General features: G+C 60.6%; 13 protein-coding genes. 8 read left to right on the forward strand and 5 right to left on the reverse strand.

Translation table 11 applies throughout. The features are described from left to right. Positions 1-70: 70 nt before the first annotated feature. Positions 71-1,741 (reverse strand): AsmA family protein, encoded by a 1,671-nt coding sequence (locus OHL14_RS16870; protein WP_263380545.1) that lies wholly within the window; start codon positions 1,739-1,741, stop codon positions 71-73. 84 nt (positions 1,742-1,825) lie between these two features. Between OHL14_RS16870 and OHL14_RS16875 the strand changes: the two genes are divergently transcribed. The 6 genes from OHL14_RS16875 (at position 1,826) to OHL14_RS16900 (ending at position 10,782) form a co-directional block, all read left to right on the forward strand. Continuing rightward, positions 1,826-3,853, forward strand: a complete 2,028-nt coding sequence (locus tag OHL14_RS16875) for an ABC-F family ATP-binding cassette domain-containing protein (protein WP_263380546.1) — start codon at positions 1,826-1,828, stop codon at positions 3,851-3,853. A gap of 200 nt (positions 3,854-4,053) precedes the next feature. Beyond that, positions 4,054-4,701 (forward strand): hypothetical protein, encoded by a 648-nt coding sequence (locus tag OHL14_RS16880; protein ID WP_263380547.1) that lies wholly within the window; start codon positions 4,054-4,056, stop codon positions 4,699-4,701. 30 nt (positions 4,702-4,731) lie between these two features. Further along, on the forward strand, positions 4,732-5,682 hold the full coding sequence (locus OHL14_RS16885; protein ID WP_263380548.1) for a ketopantoate reductase family protein: 951 nt from the start codon (positions 4,732-4,734) through the stop codon (positions 5,680-5,682). Positions 5,683-5,694: 12 nt separating this feature from the next. Further along, positions 5,695-8,520 (forward strand): phosphoenolpyruvate carboxylase, encoded by a 2,826-nt coding sequence (locus tag OHL14_RS16890; RefSeq protein ID WP_263380549.1) that lies wholly within the window; start codon positions 5,695-5,697, stop codon positions 8,518-8,520. A gap of 66 nt (positions 8,521-8,586) precedes the next feature. Further along, positions 8,587-9,756, forward strand: a complete 1,170-nt coding sequence (locus OHL14_RS16895; protein WP_263380550.1) for an esterase — start codon at positions 8,587-8,589, stop codon at positions 9,754-9,756. A 72-nt stretch (positions 9,757-9,828) separates the two neighbouring features. Then, positions 9,829-10,782, forward strand: coding sequence for an MBL fold metallo-hydrolase (locus OHL14_RS16900; protein ID WP_263380551.1), 954 nt, complete (start codon positions 9,829-9,831; stop codon positions 10,780-10,782). Between the two features lie 5 nt (positions 10,783-10,787). On the opposite strand, the gene OHL14_RS16905 is transcribed toward OHL14_RS16900, so the two are convergent. The 3 genes from OHL14_RS16905 to OHL14_RS16915 all read right to left on the reverse strand — a co-directional run bounded on the left by OHL14_RS16905 (position 10,788) and on the right by OHL14_RS16915 (position 14,685). Further along, positions 10,788-12,482, reverse strand: coding sequence for a carboxylesterase/lipase family protein (locus OHL14_RS16905; protein ID WP_263380552.1), 1,695 nt, complete (start codon positions 12,480-12,482; stop codon positions 10,788-10,790). Positions 12,483-12,523: 41 nt separating this feature from the next. Beyond that, positions 12,524-13,276, reverse strand: a complete 753-nt coding sequence (locus OHL14_RS16910) for a hypothetical protein (RefSeq protein WP_263380553.1) — start codon at positions 13,274-13,276, stop codon at positions 12,524-12,526. A 65-nt stretch (positions 13,277-13,341) separates the two neighbouring features. Beyond that, on the reverse strand, positions 13,342-14,685 hold the full coding sequence (locus OHL14_RS16915) for an MFS transporter (protein WP_263380554.1): 1,344 nt from the start codon (positions 14,683-14,685) through the stop codon (positions 13,342-13,344). A gap of 48 nt (positions 14,686-14,733) precedes the next feature. Between OHL14_RS16915 and murQ the strand changes: the two genes are divergently transcribed. Both murQ and OHL14_RS16925 read left to right on the forward strand, forming a co-directional pair. Beyond that, a complete protein-coding gene (gene murQ, locus OHL14_RS16920) occupies positions 14,734-15,663 on the forward strand; it encodes an N-acetylmuramic acid 6-phosphate etherase (protein ID WP_263380555.1) in 930 nt (309 codons plus the stop codon). A 45-nt stretch (positions 15,664-15,708) separates the two neighbouring features. Continuing rightward, positions 15,709-16,914: a glycerophosphodiester phosphodiesterase family protein gene (locus OHL14_RS16925; RefSeq protein WP_263380556.1), complete on the forward strand. Its 1,206-nt coding sequence runs from the start codon at positions 15,709-15,711 to the stop codon at positions 16,912-16,914. A 3-nt stretch (positions 16,915-16,917) separates the two neighbouring features. On the opposite strand, the gene ruvB is transcribed toward OHL14_RS16925, so the two are convergent. After that, positions 16,918-17,991: a Holliday junction branch migration DNA helicase RuvB gene (gene ruvB, locus OHL14_RS16930; protein ID WP_263380557.1), complete on the reverse strand. Its 1,074-nt coding sequence runs from the start codon at positions 17,989-17,991 to the stop codon at positions 16,918-16,920. Positions 17,992-18,097: the final 106 nt, after the last annotated feature.

The following is an 18,097-nucleotide window of genomic DNA, read 5'->3' on the forward strand; positions in this document are numbered from 1 at the left end:
ACAGTGGAGAGACTATCGCCACTCCTTCACGTTAGCAGGGTGAGGCGGTGCGTGTCTCGATTGAGGCGGGTCAACGACTTGTGTTACGCAACGCAGCAGCCATCTGTTCGGCGGTCTGTTTGCTATCGTGCAGACCGAATTTGTAGTCGCTGTTGACGCCGCTGATGGAGATGGGAAGCTGCAGACCCGCGCCATTCTTTTCGAAAAAGCCATCAAATGGCTTCAGCAGCGCTGCCTTCCAGCCCGTAGTCATCTCGGAGGCCCTGGCGTCGGTGCGGACGTGGCCTTCGAAGTTGAAGATCTTTGAGTTGAGGGCGTAGGCGCCAACCATCTGCACGTTGGCTCCGGGCAAATCGTAGTGCAGGGTGTCGACGGTGAGCATGTTGTTTGCCAGAACGAACTGCACCTGCATCTGCGAAGCGACCTCGGGCTTACGATCGCGGCCTGCGGCGCCAGCATCTTCGGGCTTGCCCTGGGCTCTCATGCTGAGGCCATCGATCTTGTCCTGCAGACCTTTGCTGGTGAACTCGACGCCATTGATGTGCAACGTGCCGCGCAGATCGAGCTTATCGATAACACGAACATGCCCGGGGGGCACGTGAATGTTTGCTTGCATGACCAGGGCGCCGTTCATGAGCGGAGGCTCACTCTTGACGGCGAGTTCCAGCAGATCTTCGATGCGGCCATGCTTCATGTCGACCTTGAGGTTGATGTCGTGACCGATGCTGCCGGGCTCGCCGTCTTTGAAGGGCACACGCACGATGCTGCCGGAGGCGAGGAAGTCAGAGTGACCGAGCTTTGCGGTGACGGGAGCCAGCGTGGTGTCGCCGGTGGTGCCATCGACGAAGGCGTGGAAGACTGTGTCCAGCTCCATAGGGTGATTGCCGATGTCGAGCGAGAAGTCCGGCGTGTGCGTGGTGCCATCGACGATGAGCTTGCTGAGGACTCCGGTAAAGCTGCCGGTGGAATCGAGATGACCGCCGAGACCCTTGATCGTGTTGAGGTCCGCGTTGGTAAAGGTGTAATCGCCATCAACGAAGGTGTCGCGCGGAGAGTCGGCACGCCATGGACCGATGTGGCCGTGAACCTGAATGCGGCCCTTCGGCTTGGGGTTGATGAGGTCTGCCTGATAGGCGAAAGGCTGCGTGGTGCCGAAGTCCTGCAAGGTGAGCGAAGCGATCTGGAACTGCAAGGGGAGTTTACCCGGCTTGTCCGTCTCGATGACGAGCAGCGCATCGCGACAGACGACTTTGCCTACAACGAGTTTGAGAGGCGAATGCGGAATCTTTGGCGCAGCGATAGAGTGCCCGGTATGCGGTGGGACACGGAGTTCGAGGCCGGTGACGTAGATGGTATCGACCCGCTCGCGCAGATGGAAGAGGTCATCCATCGATTCAAAGAAGGTAAAGGTTTGAATGCTGACGACGGGCTGATGGACTTCTGGCGCGGGGTAGAGACGGAGACCGTGGCCTTCGACCTGCAGGCCATGGAGCACAGACACATCCAGGTCGTCGAGTTCAGCGCGTTCGTGGAAACGCTGTTCCAGCGAATCGATGACTGCTTTGCGCAGCAGCGGAGCTGCGTGGTGAGCGACGTATTCTGCCGTGATTAAACCACCTACAAGAAGAATTCCAAGAACGATCCCAACGATCTTCAAAAGTTTATTGCGCCGTTGATGAGCGGGCGGGTTGCCTTTGCTGGGGCGGGATTCTGTCATCTTTTGATCGGTGTTGATAGCCACGTAACGTACTCCTACGAGTGAATTGGATGCGCTAAAAACGACTTCCGTCACATGTTGGACAGCAGCGATGCGAAAATAGAACTAATGTTGCAACTCTCAGGCGCCGGGAAACGATTCGGCCACAAACTCCTCTTTGAAGACGTCAACTGGTTGGTCACGCCGAATGAGCGTACTGGCCTGGTGGGCGGTAATGGTACGGGCAAGTCAACACTGCTGAAGATCCTCGCTGGTATCGAGGGCCTGGACTACGGCCAGCGGACGCACATCAAGGGTATGACCATCGGTTATCTGCCGCAGGACGGCCTCGCTCTACGCGGCAAAACTGTGTTCGATGAATGTCTGTCAGTCTTCGATGAACTGCGCGATATGGAAGCCGAGGCCGAGCAACTGACGCACGTGCTTTCGGATGCCGACCCCAAGTCGAAGGAGTATGCCGCTGCGGCCGATCGCTATTCGGAGATCGCCGACCACTTGCATGTGCATGACATCTACACTCTGGACGCGCAGGTGGGCGCCGTGCTGGGTGGACTGGGCTTCAGCAAGGAAGACTGGTACCGCAAGACCGAGGAATTTTCAGGTGGCTGGCAGATGCGTATCTCGCTGGCGAAGCTTCTATTGCAGAAGCCTTCTCTACTGCTGCTGGACGAGCCTACGAACCATCTCGATCTCGAGAGCCGCAACTGGCTCGAGAACTATCTGCATACGTACGAGAACGCATTCATCCTGATCTCGCACGATCGCTACTTCCTCGATGTGACGGTGAACAAGATTGTCGAGGTATGGAACAAGCGGATGCAGGTGTACCACGGCAACTACGAGAAGTACCTGACGCTGAAGGAAGAGCGCCGCGGACAGATCATGGCCGCGTACAAGAACCAGCGCGATCGCATCGAGGCGCTGGAGGCGTTCATCAATAGGTTCCGCGCGCAGGCGACGAAGGCGAAACAGGTGCAGTCGCGTATTAAGGAGCTGGAGAAGATCGAGCGGATCGAGGTGCCGGAGGAAGAGGCCACGATCCACTTCAGCTTTCCGCAGCCACCTGCCAGCGGTCGCACGGTGATCGAGGTGACGAACCTCAGCAAGAGCTATCCGCTACCCGATGGCGGCGTGAAGCAGGTGCTTGACGATGTGAGCTTCACAATCGAGCGCGGTGATCGTATCGCGCTGGTGGGCGCGAACGGTGCGGGCAAATCGACGATGATCCGCATGTTGAGCGGCCTGGAAGGCCCAACGAGCGGCAACATCCGGCTCGGCCACAATGTGCTGGCCGACTACTTTGCGCAGGACCAGTACAAGGTGCTGAATCCGAACAATGAGATGCTCGACGACATTACGGGCAGCAATCCAAAGGTGGACGTCGTCACGCTGCGTTCGTTGCTGGGATGCTTTATGTTCAGTGGCGATGACGTGTTCAAGAAGCTCGGCGTATTGAGCGGCGGAGAACGCAATCGCTACGCGATGGCGAAGATGCTGGTGAGCCCCGCGAACTTTATTCTGCTGGACGAACCGACGAACCATCTCGACCTGCGGGCGAAGGATGTGCTGCTGGAGGCAATCCGAGACTTCAGCGGTACCGTGCTGTTTGTCTCGCATGATCGCTACTTCATCGATGGGCTGGCGACGCGGGTGTTCGAGGTGGAAGAGCGCCGCGTGCATATCTACCCGGGCAACTATGAGGACTACCTCTTCCGCAAAGGTGGCGGGACGGAGCGGCTGGCGGAAGAGAAGGCAGCCAATCCGCACATCGATGCCATCACCGGGATGCTGAAGCCAAGCAAACAGGTAGGCGTGGCGGCTGTCGAGATCGAGGCAGTGAACCATGAGCCCGAAGGCTCGCTCGATGCGGTGACGGCGACGCCAAAGCCGACGGTGAAGCGGCTGAATCCTATCAAGTTGAAGCAGCTGCAGGAGCGCGTCGCGGCGATTGAAGATGAGCTGCCGCAGTTGGAAGATCGTATTCAGGCGGCTCAGCAGCAGCAAGGGGCTTTCAGCACGGCGGAGGCGGCTCGCGCGCTGGCTGCGGAGTTGGAAATGCTGCGCGAGCAACATACGGCTCGGACGACGGAGTGGGAAGAGTTGGCGACGCAGCTGGAAGAGCAGGAGACAGCCTAAGTCGAGTCGCGAAAGGACGCAGCGGAAAACGACATTTTGTCTTGCTTGCAACCATTGCGCGAGACGGCGTATCCTACGCGCACTTCTCGAATCACAAAGAGCTTAGTTCGATTCGCCCGGGCCCTAGTACTGACCGGGATACCCTCGTGCGTGTTCGCGATGCTGACAACCCGGAGATTCCATGCGACGGGAGTGTCAAAGTGATTGAAAAATATTTTGAGCTTGGCGTTCGTTTCCGGTGGAACAAGCCGGCAAACGTGGATGGACTACGTGACGGGATCATTACGGACAGCATTCGCCCGACGGCGCCCCTGACGTACATCGGGCTGGGTTCGGTGGTCTCTCCGAAGCTGATGATGACGCATGTGAGCACGATCGGTTTGCAAATGAATACACCGATCCAGCATCAATGGCTCGACTACACACCGGGCAGAACGTCGCGGGTAGCCATGGGGCCGTACGACGTGCTGACGGGTTTCATGAGCGGCTGCATCATCGCGCGCTGGACCGACCGGGGCGTGATGTACGCCGGCCACGTGGGCACAGTGGAAGACAACCCTGCGGTAGACCGACTGGTGAAGCGAAACTTCGCGTTCAAGATGCCAGCGGGCACGGTTGGTTTCGATCCCTTTGCCGCGTGGCGGGACGATCTTCCGGCGCTCGCTCGGCGGTTCAACCCGCCTATGGTTCCGAAGGTCATCTCTCTTGTGACGCGCGGCCAGTTCTACTCGATCGCCATGCTGATTGGTAACTTCGGCGGCGGCCAGGAGTATTACTGCGGAGGCGCGCGGTTGGTGCCCCCGATTCCTCACGATACGTTGAAGCTGCGGATGCTTCGTGAAGGCTAGTGGAGCTTCGCGAAGTATGCTGTAGAGCATATGCGTATTCTGGTAATCGGCGCCGGGGCTGTCGGCGGATACTTTGGGGCTCGGCTGGCTGCAGCGGGGCGCGATGTGACGTTTCTGGTGCGCGGTGTCCGGGCGGAGCAGCTGAAAAGCAAGGGGCTGCAGGTGATCAGTCCGCAGGGCGATGTGACAGTTGCGGTACCGCAACTGCTGCTGGCAGAGGATCTCGCTGCGAAGCCGCAAGCATTCGACCTGATTCTGCTGAGCACGAAGGCGTACTCGCTTGAAGCTGCAATGGAAGACTTTGCAGCTGCCGTCGGCGCAGAGACGGCGATTCTTCCGCTGTTGAACGGCATTGCGCATCTGGAAAAGCTGGTGGCGCGGTTCGGTGAGGCGCGGGTGCTCGGTGGTAGCACGCGGATCGTCGCCGATGTCGATGCCGAAGGCCGCGTTCATTCGATGGAGACGCTGCACGACCTGAACTTCGGTGAACGCGATACGAAGGTGACACCTCGGATCGAGGCCATCCAGGCAGAGTTGAGCGATGCGGGCTTTGAAGCAAAGCTGCAGCCGGATATCGTTGCCTTTATGTGGCAGAAATGGGTGTTCCTGGCGGCGCTGGGGGCGATCACGTGCATGATGCGTGGGGCTATCGGCGAGGTGGTGGCTGTGCCTGCGGGGAGAGAGACCGCGCAGGCAATCGTAGACGAGACCGCGGCTGTCTCTGCCGCAAATGGCTATGTGACGCCCGCTGCTTTCCTCGAAGCCGCAACGGCTCGGCTGCTGCTGACGGGGTCGTCGCTGACAGCAAGCATGTATCGCGACATGATGCGCGGAGCGCCCGTGGAAGCGGACCACATTCTGGGCGACATGATCGCTCGGGGTGCGGCAAAGGGTGTAAAAACGCCGCTGCTGAAGGCGGCTTACGCGATGTTGAGTGTGTACGCAGCGGGGCGTTCGAGCGACGGGGCGCGCGTCCCATAGAATAGGGATGATATGCCCTCACTTTGGACACCGGTCAGCTGGACCGAACGCCTTGCCGAACTCGAAGCCCGCTCCGGCGAGGCGAAAGAACAGCCGCTGCGCCGCGACATCCGTTCGCTCGGGGCGTTGCTTGGACAGGTGCTGCGTGAGCAGGCCGGGGATCAGCTCTTCGATACCGTCGAGAGCCTGCGCCGCACTGCGATTGCACGGCGCGATGCTGATGCGCGGAACGACATCAAAGCCGAGCTGAAGCATCTGGAGGCCGCCGAGACAGCAGCGCGGTTCGCTGCTGCGAACGCAACCGTCTCCTACCAGCTGGCGCGCGCCTTCGCATTTTACTTCGAACTTATCAATCTGGCGGAGACGAACCACCGCAAGCGCCGTCGGCGCAGTGCCCTGCTGGATGCGACGGCAGCACCCCAGCGCGGCAGCCTGCGGGGAACGCTGCGGCGTCTGCGTGAGGCTGGACGTTCGCGGCAGGAGGCCATGGCTCTACTAGCGAAGGTCTGCATTCTGCCGGTGTTCACGGCGCATCCGACCGAGGTCGCTCGACGCAGCGTGATGTTCAAACGCCGCAGTATCAGCGACCTGCTGGAGAAGCTTGACGGCATTCCATTGCCGCCTGCGGAACTGGATGCGCTGGAATTGACCATGCTCGCAGAGATTACGGCGCTGTGGCAGACGGACGACGTTCGTTCCGCCAGGCCAACCGTGCGTGACGAGATCCGCATGGCGCTGGATTATTACGAAGCTTCCATCTTTCAGACGATCCCGGTGCTCTACGCCGAAATCGCCAGCGCGCTCGATGCCGAGTACCCGGTGGAAGAGCATGATGGCGACGCCGTTCAGACGACCACACCCGAGCTACCGATCCTGGTGAAGTTTGGGTCGTGGATCGGCGGGGATCGCGACGGCAACCCATTTGTGACTGCGACGACGACAGCTGAGTCGATGAAGATGTCGCGCGAGCTGTTGTTCGGCCACTACCTTTCGGTGCTGTCGAACCTGTTTGAGCAGCTGGCTTCTTCGACGCGGCAGGCGCCGATCTCGGCAGCGCTGCAGGCTCGGCTCGATCATTATCTGACCTACATTCAGAGCTCCGACCGCCTGCCTACAGAGGCTGTGCGTCTCCAACTGGCGTGCATCACGCTGCGCCTGGGTGGAACTCCGCCATCGATCATGCTGCGCAACCTGATGCTTTCGACCACGGCCACGTTGCCGCTGTATCAGAACGCGGGCGAGCTGATGGAAGACCTGACGCTGCTGCGCACATCGCTTGCGGAGAACCATGGCGAGCGTTTGGCAGAACTATTCATTGATCCTCTGCTGCTGACGGTTCGCACATTTGGCCTGCATCTGCAGACGCTGGACATTCGGCAACATGCGCGCGTTCACAGCGCAGCGCTGCAGGAGTTGGCAGAGGGTAAGAGTTCCGAGCAGACGGAGGAGGTGCTGAGCACCTTTCGCATGGTTGCGCAGTTGAAGCAGCATGCACCTTCCGCTATCACTCAGTATGTGGTGAGCGGCGCAAGTGCAGCGGAAGACGCGTTCAACGTGTTGAAGCTGGCGAAGCTTGGCGGCGTGGATGCGATCGGTGGCAGTGCCGTAAATGGCGAGGCCGACCCCGGGCTGCAGCCGGTGCTGCTGTTCGAGAGCATCGAAGACCTGCGCAACGCTCCGGCGATCTGCCGCGAGCTCTGGACGAGCGAGGTCTACAAGCCGCTGCTCGCAGCCTGGCATGGCGATCAGGAGATGATGCTGGGCTACTCGGACAGCAACAAGGATGGCGGCATGATCGCCAGCACCTGGGAGATCTGGAAAGCACATCGCGAGCTGCACACGGTGGCACGCGAATGCGGTGTGACGCTGCGGTTGTTCCACGGACGCGGCGGCACGGTGGGTCGTGGCGGTGGCCCGACGCATCGGTCGATCTTTGCGCAGCCGGTGGATAGCTTCAACGGCGAGCTCCGCATCACCGAACAGGGTGAGGTGCTGAACTGGAAGTACAGCGATGTGGTGCTGGCGGAACGCAATCTTGAGTTGATGATCGCGGCTTCGCTCGATGCTCTGGCGCGGCCGGACATCAAGAGCAACGACAAGTCTGCGCACCTTACCGGCGAGATTACGCCAGCGTGGGAGTCAGCGCTCGATGAGCTTTCGGCTACGTCGTTCGCCTTCTATTGCAAACATATCGTCGAAGATCCCGAGGTCTTTGTGTACTTCGAGCAGGCCTCGCCGGTTGCCGAGCTGGAGCATGCGCGCATCGGTTCGCGGCCTGCAAAGCGAGTGGATGCCAGCGCGCAGAAGCAACGCAGTATGGCTGATTTACGGGCGATCCCGTGGGTCTTCGGCTGGATGCAGTCGCGGCACCTTGTGCCTGCGTATTTCGGCGTGGGATACGCGCTGGAGCAGTACATTACGAACCACACGGGCGGCCTGGTGCTGTTGCAGCAGATGATGCAGAGCTTTCCGCTCTTCATCGACATGATCCGCAATGTAGAGATGGCGCTGGCGAAGGCTGACTTCGGCATTGCGAAGCTGTACGCATCGCTGGTGAAAGATGAAGCACTGCGCGATCGCGTTTACACGACATTGGAGGCAGAGTTCACGCGGACCAAACGGATGGTGCTCGCGATCACAGGCCAGACGAAGCTTTTGGAGCGTAACCCGGTCTTGGCGAATTCGATCCGGCTGCGGAATCCGTATGTCGATCCAATGAGCCTGCTACAGCTTGAACTGCTGCGCCGCAAACGCGCTGGCGAGAGCAGCGACGAGCTGGACCGCGCGATCACGGCGACGATCAACGGCATCGCGGCAGGGTTGCGGAACACAGGCTGAGCTTCAGGCTCCTCGAAGACAGCAAAGTGCTGCCAAGCCAATATGTAACCGTGTACACTGCCGCTCATGCTTCGCTCCTTCCGGATACTCGCCCTTCTCGCCATCGTCGCCGCAACTGCCTATGCCCAATCGGGTCCAGGCAAAGTCCCGCTGAACAGCCATGAGGTCCATCCCGATGGCTCCATCACCTTTCGGTATGTAAATGTGGGCGCGAAGTCAGTGACGACGTCGCTGGATGTCGATGCGAAGCCTCTGGAGATGACGCGCGACGACGCAGGTGTCTGGTCTGTCACGACGCCCGCACTGCCTCCGGAGATTTACGGCTACAGCTTCACCGTGGATGGTGTGGGCCAGATGGATCCGCTGAATAACAATGTGAACTTCAACTACGCCTTCCTCGGCAACAAGGTGCTGGTGCCCGGAACGCCTGCCATGCCTTGGGAACTGACGAAGATCGTCCATGGCCGCACGGACCACTACACTTTCACCACGAAGGTCGCGAAGAATCTGCCCGAAGACCAGAGCGCCTATACCGTCTACACGCCGCCGAATTACGACGCGAAGAAGAAGGGTGGCTACCCGGTGCTGTACCTGCTTCATGGCTGGTCGGACAACGAGACCGCCTGGGATGTTGTGGCCCATGCAGACTACATGCTGGACAGCCTGATCGACAGCGGCAAGGCCGTGCCGATGATCGTAGTGATGCCGCTCGGCTATGGCGATCTGCACTTCGTTTCCGACTGGGGCGTATGGCAACACCCCGACAGGATTGGTGCGAATACGGCGCTGTTTTCACAAGAGCTGCTGACCGAGGTGATGCCCGCCGTGGAAGCTCAGTACAACGTGGCGAAAGGCCGCGAGAACCGGGCGATAGCGGGTCTTTCCATGGGAGGACTCGAAAGCCTGTCGACTGGACTAAACAATCCGCAAACCTTTGCCTGGATAGTAGGCATGAGCTCGGCGCTCGTAGGCGTTGATGACAAGGGCGACTTCACGAAATTTGCGCCGTCACTGGCAACGCCTGACGCAGTGAAGAAGAGTGACCTGCGATTGCTGTGGGTGGCGTGCGGGACGGAGGATCGACTGATCACCCCGAACCGTGCCTTCGTGGCGTGGGCGGAGTCAAAAGGGCTGAACCCTGTCGCGGTAGAGACACCCGGATTGCATACGTGGGAGGTGTGGCGCGATAACCTGCTTCACTTTGCTCCGCTGCTGTTCCAGCCCGCAGCAAAGTAAGGTGCTGTTTACTAGCAGGCGTCCGCGTGCCGTTTTGGGAGAGTTATCCCATAGACTGTGCATGAGGACGCCATGACTGAAACTCTGCATCTCTCTCGCCGCCGCTTTCTTACCTACGGCTCGATGGCAGCATCTGCCTTTGCACTGCATCCACGCAGTCTTTTCGCTCAGGAAGTTTCGGCCTTCGTCGCAAAGAGCCGCGCGGCCGCAGCCAATGCGACCATCACGACGATTCCGCTGCGCAGCAACGTGAGCGTGCTGGCCGGTTCGGGCGGGAATATCGCGGTGCTCACTGGCTTCGATGGAAAGCTGGTCGTGGACTCTGGTTATGCGAGTTCCCAGCCGCAGGTGTCGAATGCGATGGGCCTGCTTTCATCCTCGCCGATCAAACAGCTGATCAATACGCACTGGCATCTGGACCACACCGACGGTAACGAGTGGATCCATGCGACCGGAGCCGTGATCACGGCCCATGAAAATACACAGAAGCGTCTTTCGACCACTCAGACGATTACAGCCTTCAATGCGGTTGTTCCGGCCGCACCTTCAGGCGCGATCCCCACGGAGGTCTTCACCGACAAGAAGGTGATGCACCACAACAAGGTGACGCTGCAATTGGTCCACTACATGCCGGCGCACACGGACTCCGACATCTCCATCCATTTTGAGGAACCAGCGATCCTGCATACAGGCGATACGTGGTTCAACGGAGCGTACCCGTTCATCGACTACTCCTCCGGCGGGAGCATCGACGGCATGATCCATGCCGCAACGCGGAACCTCGCGATCACCACCGGCGAGACGATGATTATTCCGGGGCACGGACCAATCGGCAACAAAGCGCAGCTGGCGAAGTTCCGCGACGTGCTGGTTGAGGCGCGTGAAAAAGTCGCGGCTCTCAAGCAACAAGGCAAGACGCTAGAAGAGACTGTGGCTGCCAAGCCGATGGCGAAGTATGACGAAAAGTGGGGCGCGGGATTCGTACCGGCGACGCTGTTCGTCGGGCTGGTCTATCAGGGCGTATAGGATGCCTAGGTGCCGGGCTGGACGTACGGCACCTGACCTAAATACTTGCGCTCGCGGCCGCGTGGATCGTCTTCGATGCGCGGTGGCAGGTCAAGGATCAGTGTAGGTCGCTTGTCCACTGAGAAGGTGGGCCACTTTGGCAGCTGCGCGGTATTGGGATTGCCAGTGTGCGCGAAGGCAATGTACATCCCGCTCACGATGTCTGCCATCTGCTGCGCGCGCGCCTGATCAGCAGGCGTAGTGCCGACCATGCCTGGTGAGAGCGCCGTATTGTCGAAGGCGAGCGGAATATCGAGCGTGTGCGGCGCGCCCCACTTGCCGTTATCGACGCCGCTCTTCCAGTTGAGTTGATAGACCCAGGTATGCGGCTGCGCCCTGGGGTCAGCGGCGCGGCGTTCAGCTTCAATCACCTCGCCACGCCAGGAGCGCGAGTCCGTCGTCACGGCAAAGAAAACATCGCTCGCGGAGTAGGTCGGGTTCCATTCGCGATAGTGCGCGATGACCTCTGGCACGGGCAATGAGACACTCGGACTCTTGAGAAAGGGCGCTCCTTTTTCTAGTGCTGCGGGAAGCGTCTCCCACGTAAGGTCGAAGAGTGCAGGCTGGCCGCCGCCGATGAGGACGCGGGTCTCATCGTGCGTATTGCCGAGCACCATCGGGATGTCGGTGGAGAGCTGCGGGTCTGTGGGATCGAAGGGATCGACAGGAAGCGAACGTCCGTCCTTGACGGGCCCGAAATAGCCAGCCCCACGAGTGGCTGCCTGAATCTGTTCCATCGTCGCAGCACGCAGTTCCTTGGCCGCTTCGGCCACGTTTGAGGCATCGAGGCCGAGATTCTTCAGCAGGATCGCTGCGCGCTGCGTGGCATGTAATGGCTGCACACCGAGAACCTGTTGCCCGCTCATGGAGAGCACGCGATGAAAGAGCCCCTTAGCCGGAGGCTGGGCCATGAGCGTGGCGCATTTTGCACCGCCGCCGCTTTGGCCGAAGATCATCACGCGCGATGGATCGCCACCGAACTCAGCAATGTTGTCGCGCACCCATTGCAGAGCAAGCACGAGATCGAGCTGGCCTGCATTGCCGGAGTCCTCAAAGCCCTGGCCCGGCAATAGCTCTGCAAAGTAGGCGTAACCAAAAGAGTTGAGGCGATGGTTGACGGTGACTACAACGACATCGCCGCGACGCGCCAGGCGTGTCCCGTCGTAAAGCGCGGCGTTAGCCGTGCCGTTCGCGAACGCGCCGCCGTGAATATAGAACATGACCGGTCGCTTCTTGTGGTCACGCAAGCCGGGTGTCCAAACGTTCAGGTGCAGGCAGTCCTCGCTCTGTGGACCTTCATCCGGAGGAAGATGATAGCCGGGCCGGTTGGCTGCCTCTTCGCGAGACTTCGAGCTCTCATACTCAGGACGCGCTCCAACAGTCTGCGGAGCGCGGGGAGCCCATTCACTGCACTCGCGGATGTTAGTCCACGCCTTGGGAGGTCTGGGTGCGGCGAAGCGAGTCTGCGCCGTATCGAGACCATACGGAATCCCCTTGAAGGCAGAGATCCCGTCTCCTGCGGCATACCCGCGCACTTTACCTGCGGTGGTAGCGGCTACCACCGCAGGAGATTTCGGCTCGGCCAAGAGAGCGCCTGGTATCGGCAACAAACGCGCAGCACCCACCACCGCTGCACCGCGTAGAACATCCCTGCGATTCATGAAAAATCCTCGCAGATCACTCTACTAGTTCTCTCTATCAGCTAACTAGCAGCGGGTGTGATCTTGATGACCTTGTTGTTCTCGAAGTCGATATCGAGAGGGTGCCCATTGTTGTCGTACGTGATGCTGCGATTGCCGTAGGTGCCACCGTGAGGTACCTGCACCTGCCCGACACACATCATCACCTCGCGCTCAGTCATGCCAAGCGTCGGCTCATGCTTATCAATGTGCGCCCACACCGTCGGTCCCCAGTAGTCGTACAGCTTGTGCGGGTCGTCGTAGAAGAAGAGGTCGTCGCTGTAGATGTTGTAGACGGAGTCGAAGTTGCCGACGACCATCGCGTAGGTAGTTTTCGGGTCTGCCGCTTTCGGCATCGTGAAGCCGATCAGCACATGGCGCTTGCCTGCGGGGATGCGGAAGACAGCTTTGCTATTCTTCGGCGGTACCTCCTCGAAAACCTCTTTCACTTCCAGCGGCTCGTTCTGCAGGAGTGTGCCCGCCGGATGTGCGTAGTCCACATGCTTGCCGGTGTCCTTGTAGTAGTCCAGCTGTCCGCCTGCGCTGATCCAGACGGTGTGGCCGATCAGCTCCCGCTCGTCCGCGAGCGAGTCGGGATGCTTCTTCTTCAGGTAAACGTTGTCGTCCGGGTCCATCTTCACAGAAGAGGTCGAGGTCGTCTCGACCGGTGTCTCCTGCTCGACCTTCCGCCGATGCTGATCGATACCCACGTAAATCGCCCCTGCCACCAGCACGACTGCCGTCATGCCCAACATCGCCTTCGCTCCTGAGTCCATGCCCAACTCCTTTTCAAACAGAGTAGATGCAATCGTGCTGCCAGGGCGAGGCTTTAGTAGTGGAATTAGCGGATCGGCTCCGTGGAGGCGAACTGTTTCTCCACTTCGATCAGGTCCTCTGCAGTAAGGGCGTCGGCATGGCGCAGCGCCGGGAAGAAGACGCTCCACAGACCGGTGACGGCGAGGCTGGCTACGCCGCCAATGACAACCGCGCGGACGGCTCCCCACCAATGCGCGGTGAGGCCGCTTTCATATTCGCCGAACTCGTTGGAGGCGCCAATAAACAACCAGTTGACGCTGCTGACGCGACCGCGCATCTCCGGCGGCGTGGCAAGTTGCAGGATGCTCGAACGAACGACCACGCTGGCCATGTCGGCTGCGCCGAGGATAAGCAGAGCGACGCAGCTGAGCCAGATGTTGCGGCTCAGGCCGAAGACAACCGTGGCCGCTCCGAAAATGCCGACGCAGCTGAGCATGGTGCGTCCGGCACGGCGTTTGATCGGCACGGCCAGCAACGACATGCTGACGACGAGCGCTCCCAGACTTGGCATCGCGCGCAGCAGACCCAGCCCGTTCGGACCGGAGTGCAACACCTCCGACGCGAAGATGGGCAGCAGCGAGGTGGCACCTCCCAGCAGCACCGCAAAAAGATCGAGCGAGATCGAGCCAAGCAGCAGTCGCGTGCTCATCACGTAGCGCAGCCCAGCCAGCATGGTACCCAGCGTAAAGGCCTTTTTTTCACCGGCACCGCGCGGCTTCACCACGCTGATGAGCGCGAGGAAACAGAGCAGGCACACGATCGTGAAGCAGTAAACCAGCGGCGCGCCGTTGAACGCGGCGAAACGGCCTCCGAACAGTTTGCCGATCGCGACCGTGAAGAGGATGCCACCGAACATGGGGCCGGTCGCGTTGGCGACTTGGTAGACAGTCGCACCCCAGGTCACGGCATTGACGAAGTGTTCCTTCGGCACCAGCGTGGGTACCAGCGCGCTGGCGGCTGGGCCGCTAAAGCAGCGTCCCGTACCAATGAGAAAGAGAATCGCGTAGATCACCCAGATGCTGACCGGGCCATGATGCACGCTGGGCAGCGCGAGCCACAGCAGGAGCGCCGTAGCGACGGCCTGCACGCTGTAGCAGGTCATGATGATGGTGCGACGATCATAGCGGTCTGCGACGTGGCCCGCGGGCAGCACAAAGAACAATCCGGGGAGAAAAAGAGCGAGGCCGGTATAGCCCAGCGCGAGCGCCGAATGAGTGATCTGGTACACCTGCCATGCCACGCCGACGGCCTGCGCCTCTGCGCCCATGATGCCGAGAGTGCGTGCTGCGGAGTAGAAGCGGAAGTCGCGCGACTGCCAGGCTACGGTGGCGCTTAGTTCAGGCTTCTTTTGCTGCTCTGTCTCATCCATGACTCCTTCTATGCTGACACACTCACGGTCTGGGTATCATGGAAGGCAATGGCTACACGCGAACAACCCGACGACGTCCTGATCCTCGGCAGCCTGCTCACCGAGACCCGCAATCCCGCCTCCGACCAGCTCGATCAGCTATCGACCCTCGACATGCTGGCGCTTATCAACGCCGAAGACGCGAAGGTTGCAGCAGCCGTGGAAGCCGAACTCGGCCCGATTGCACAGGCTGTCGATACCATCGCGGCACGCTTCAACGAAGGTGGGCGGCTGTTTTACATTGGCGCGGGCACCAGTGGACGCCTTGGGGTGCTTGACGCCAGCGAATGCCCCCCAACGTTCTCCGTAGCGGCAGGTCTGGTGCAGGGATTGATCGCTGGAGGCGACAGCGCGCTGCGGCTTTCGAGCGAGCACTCCGAAGACTCGCGTGAAGAAGGTGCTCGCGATCTGGCGAAGACAGGCTTCGGCAAACTCGACACGATAGTTGGCATCGCTGCCAGTGGACGGACACCCTACGTGCTCGGCGCGATGGAGTATGCCAAGTCCCTCGGCGCTCTTACCGTTGGCCTGAGCTGCGTACCCGGCTCCGCCGTCGCACATGTAGCAGAGATAGCGATTACCCCCGCCACCGGCCCCGAGGTGCTGACCGGCAGCACACGCATGAAGGCAGGCACAGCGACCAAACTGGTGCTGAACATGCTCTCCACTGGCGTGATGGTCCGCACCGGCGCGACCTACGGCAATCTGATGGTGAACGTGCGGCCCACGAATGCGAAGCTCGTCGATCGCGCGCACCGCATCATCATGGAAGCGACGGGCTGCAATCTCGCGGTCGCCACGCAGCTGCTGACCGACTCCGGCGACAGCGTGAAGACGGCCATCGTGATGCAGAAGCTCGTCGTCTCTCGCGAGGCGGCGGAAGCCCGGCTGCAGGCTGCTGGTGGCGTACTGGCAGCAGCTCTGCTGCTGGAGCCGTAGTCCTTCATCAACCCGCAACATCGGGGAGCGTATGGTGGTTACGCTATGGCAAACCTCTTCGCTTCCCGTCGTTGCACCATCGTCACTTTTGCGTTCGCGCTCTGCGCGATGCAGGCGCGTTCTCAGCAGGCTGATATGACACCAAAGCCAGACCGCTTTTTAGGATTGATGACAGCAGCGAAAGCCCACGCCTTCGCGCATGGAGCGAAGGTGCCTCCAGTGCTTTCGCCGGTGGACGCCACTCTGCTTGGCGCAACGCCTGCAGTGAACGTGGCCGCACTCCACGAGGCTGGATTCCGCGTCATTCCCTGGACCACGAACGATCCCGCGAAGATCCATGCGCTGACCGCGCTGAAGGTCGACGGCATCATCTCAGACCGCCCGGACATTCTGCAGATGGTGCTTAAGGAAGAACGCACTGCCGCTGCGGGCGACTCGGCAAAGCTGGCCTATCTCGACAAATTTGTCGTCTCCGCGCATCGTGGAGGTCGCGGCCTGCGGCCGGAGAACACGCTGCCCTCGTTTGAAGATGGTCTCGATCACCTGGCGACAGAGCTTGAGACCGACACAGGCGTTTCGACCGATCACGTCTCGCTGATCTGGCACGATCAGTTCTACAACCCGCTTAGCTGCCGCCGTGCCGACGGCCAGCCGTATACGATGGAGAACCGCGTCTACCTCCGCGACATCTCCTCCACCGATGCGCAGAAGACTTTCATCTGCGACAAGCTGCACCAAGGACCAGCCTATGGTGCCGCGCAGTTCCCCGACCAGACGAACGACCTCGCGCTCTCGCCAGTCGCCGTCGCGTTTGCAACGCATGAACACCTGATGAGTCCGTACGTTCCCACCCACGCCGAGCAGCTGTTTCGTTTCGTCGCCTTCTACGCCGACTTCTACAGCCACGGCGCAGGCAAGTCCCACCCGGACGCAGCCGCCCGCGCCGCCAACGCGCGCACCGTGCGCTTCAACCTGGAAACCAAGATCCTCCCCGAACTGACTCCCGAACAGGCCAAGGCTGCAGGCGAACCCGAGGGAAATCACACGGTCGATCCGCAGACCTTCGTCACCACGCTCTGCGGAGCCATAAAGAGCAACCACATGGAGCGCCGAGCCGAGGTCCAGAGCTTCGACTTCCGAACGCTGCAGCTGGTCGAAGAGCAGTTCCCAGAGATTCCGACCTACTACCTCACCGGCTCTCCCGCCTCGCTGGCCAGCCCGTTGGTACCCGCTGCCCTGCGTCAGCCGTAAGCCTTAGCCAAACAGTGTTGGTTTGCGCGGCATCTCAATGCCCAGGTGTTCATACGCCAGCCGCGTCGCCACGCGTCCCCGCGGTGTGCGGTCGAGGAAGCCGATCTGGATGAGGAATGGCTCATACACCTCTTCGAGCGCGTCCTGCTCCTCCGCCAGTGCTGCGGCCAGCGTGTTCAAGCCGACGGGGCCGCCGTCATACTTCTCGATAATGGTGCGCAACAGGCGGCGGTCGAGCTCATCGAAGCCGTGCGCGTCGACCTCGAGCATCTCCAGCGCCTTACAGGCGGTCTCGCGATCGATGCGCCCGCCAGCGCGCACCTCCGCGTAGTCGCGCACACGGCGCAGCAGCCGGTTGGCGATACGCGGTGTGCCGCGCGAGCGCATAGCGATCTCTGCAGCGCCATCGTGATCGATCGGCACGCCCAGCACCTCGGCGGAACGCTCGACCACCCAGCGCAATTCGTCGTCGGTATAAAACTCCAGCCGCAGCAGGATGCCGAACCGTGACCGCAGCGGCGAGCTCAGCAGACCGGGCCGCGTCGTTGCTGCGACGAAGGTGAACGGGTCGATCCGCATGACGTGGGTGCGTGCGGAGGGACCTGTGCCGATCATAATGTCGAGCTGGTAGTCCTCGAGAGCGGTGTAGAGTTTTTCCTCCATTACCGGCTGCAGGCGGTGGATTTCGTCGAGGAAAAGTACCTGCTTCGACCTCAAGTTTGTGAGGATCGCTGCCATGTCGCCCTGCACTTGCAGCGCAGGGCCGCTAGTCTGCTGAAAGCCAACTTCGAGCTCGTTGGCGATGATCGTCGCGAGTGTAGTTTTGCCGAGTCCCGGAGGCCCGAAGAGGAGTACGTGATCCAGGGCCTCACCGCGTGTCTTCGCTGCTTCGAGGGCGATCGCCAGTTGTTCCTTGGCTTTTGTCTGGCCAATGAACTCAGCAAGCCGCTTCGGACGCAGCTTCAGTTCGGCGACATCGTCGTCTTCAACCCGACCGGCCGACACCAGCCGCTCCGCCTCGGAGTTCTTGCGGGTTTCCCCGGCCAGCCCCAACTTCCGCTTTTGCTCAAAGTCCATGCTTAGGCGATGGTAAGGCGAAGCCGCTTGCGAAGCAATGCTGTGGAGGCGTGGAAACCATTCGCCGTTGAAATTGCGGAAAACGCGAACGCAAAGAGGGCCTGCC

Origin of the sequence: Granulicella paludicola, assembly GCF_025685545.1 — a bacterium.
Classification (GTDB): Bacteria; Acidobacteriota; Terriglobia; order Terriglobales; family Acidobacteriaceae; genus Granulicella; species Granulicella paludicola.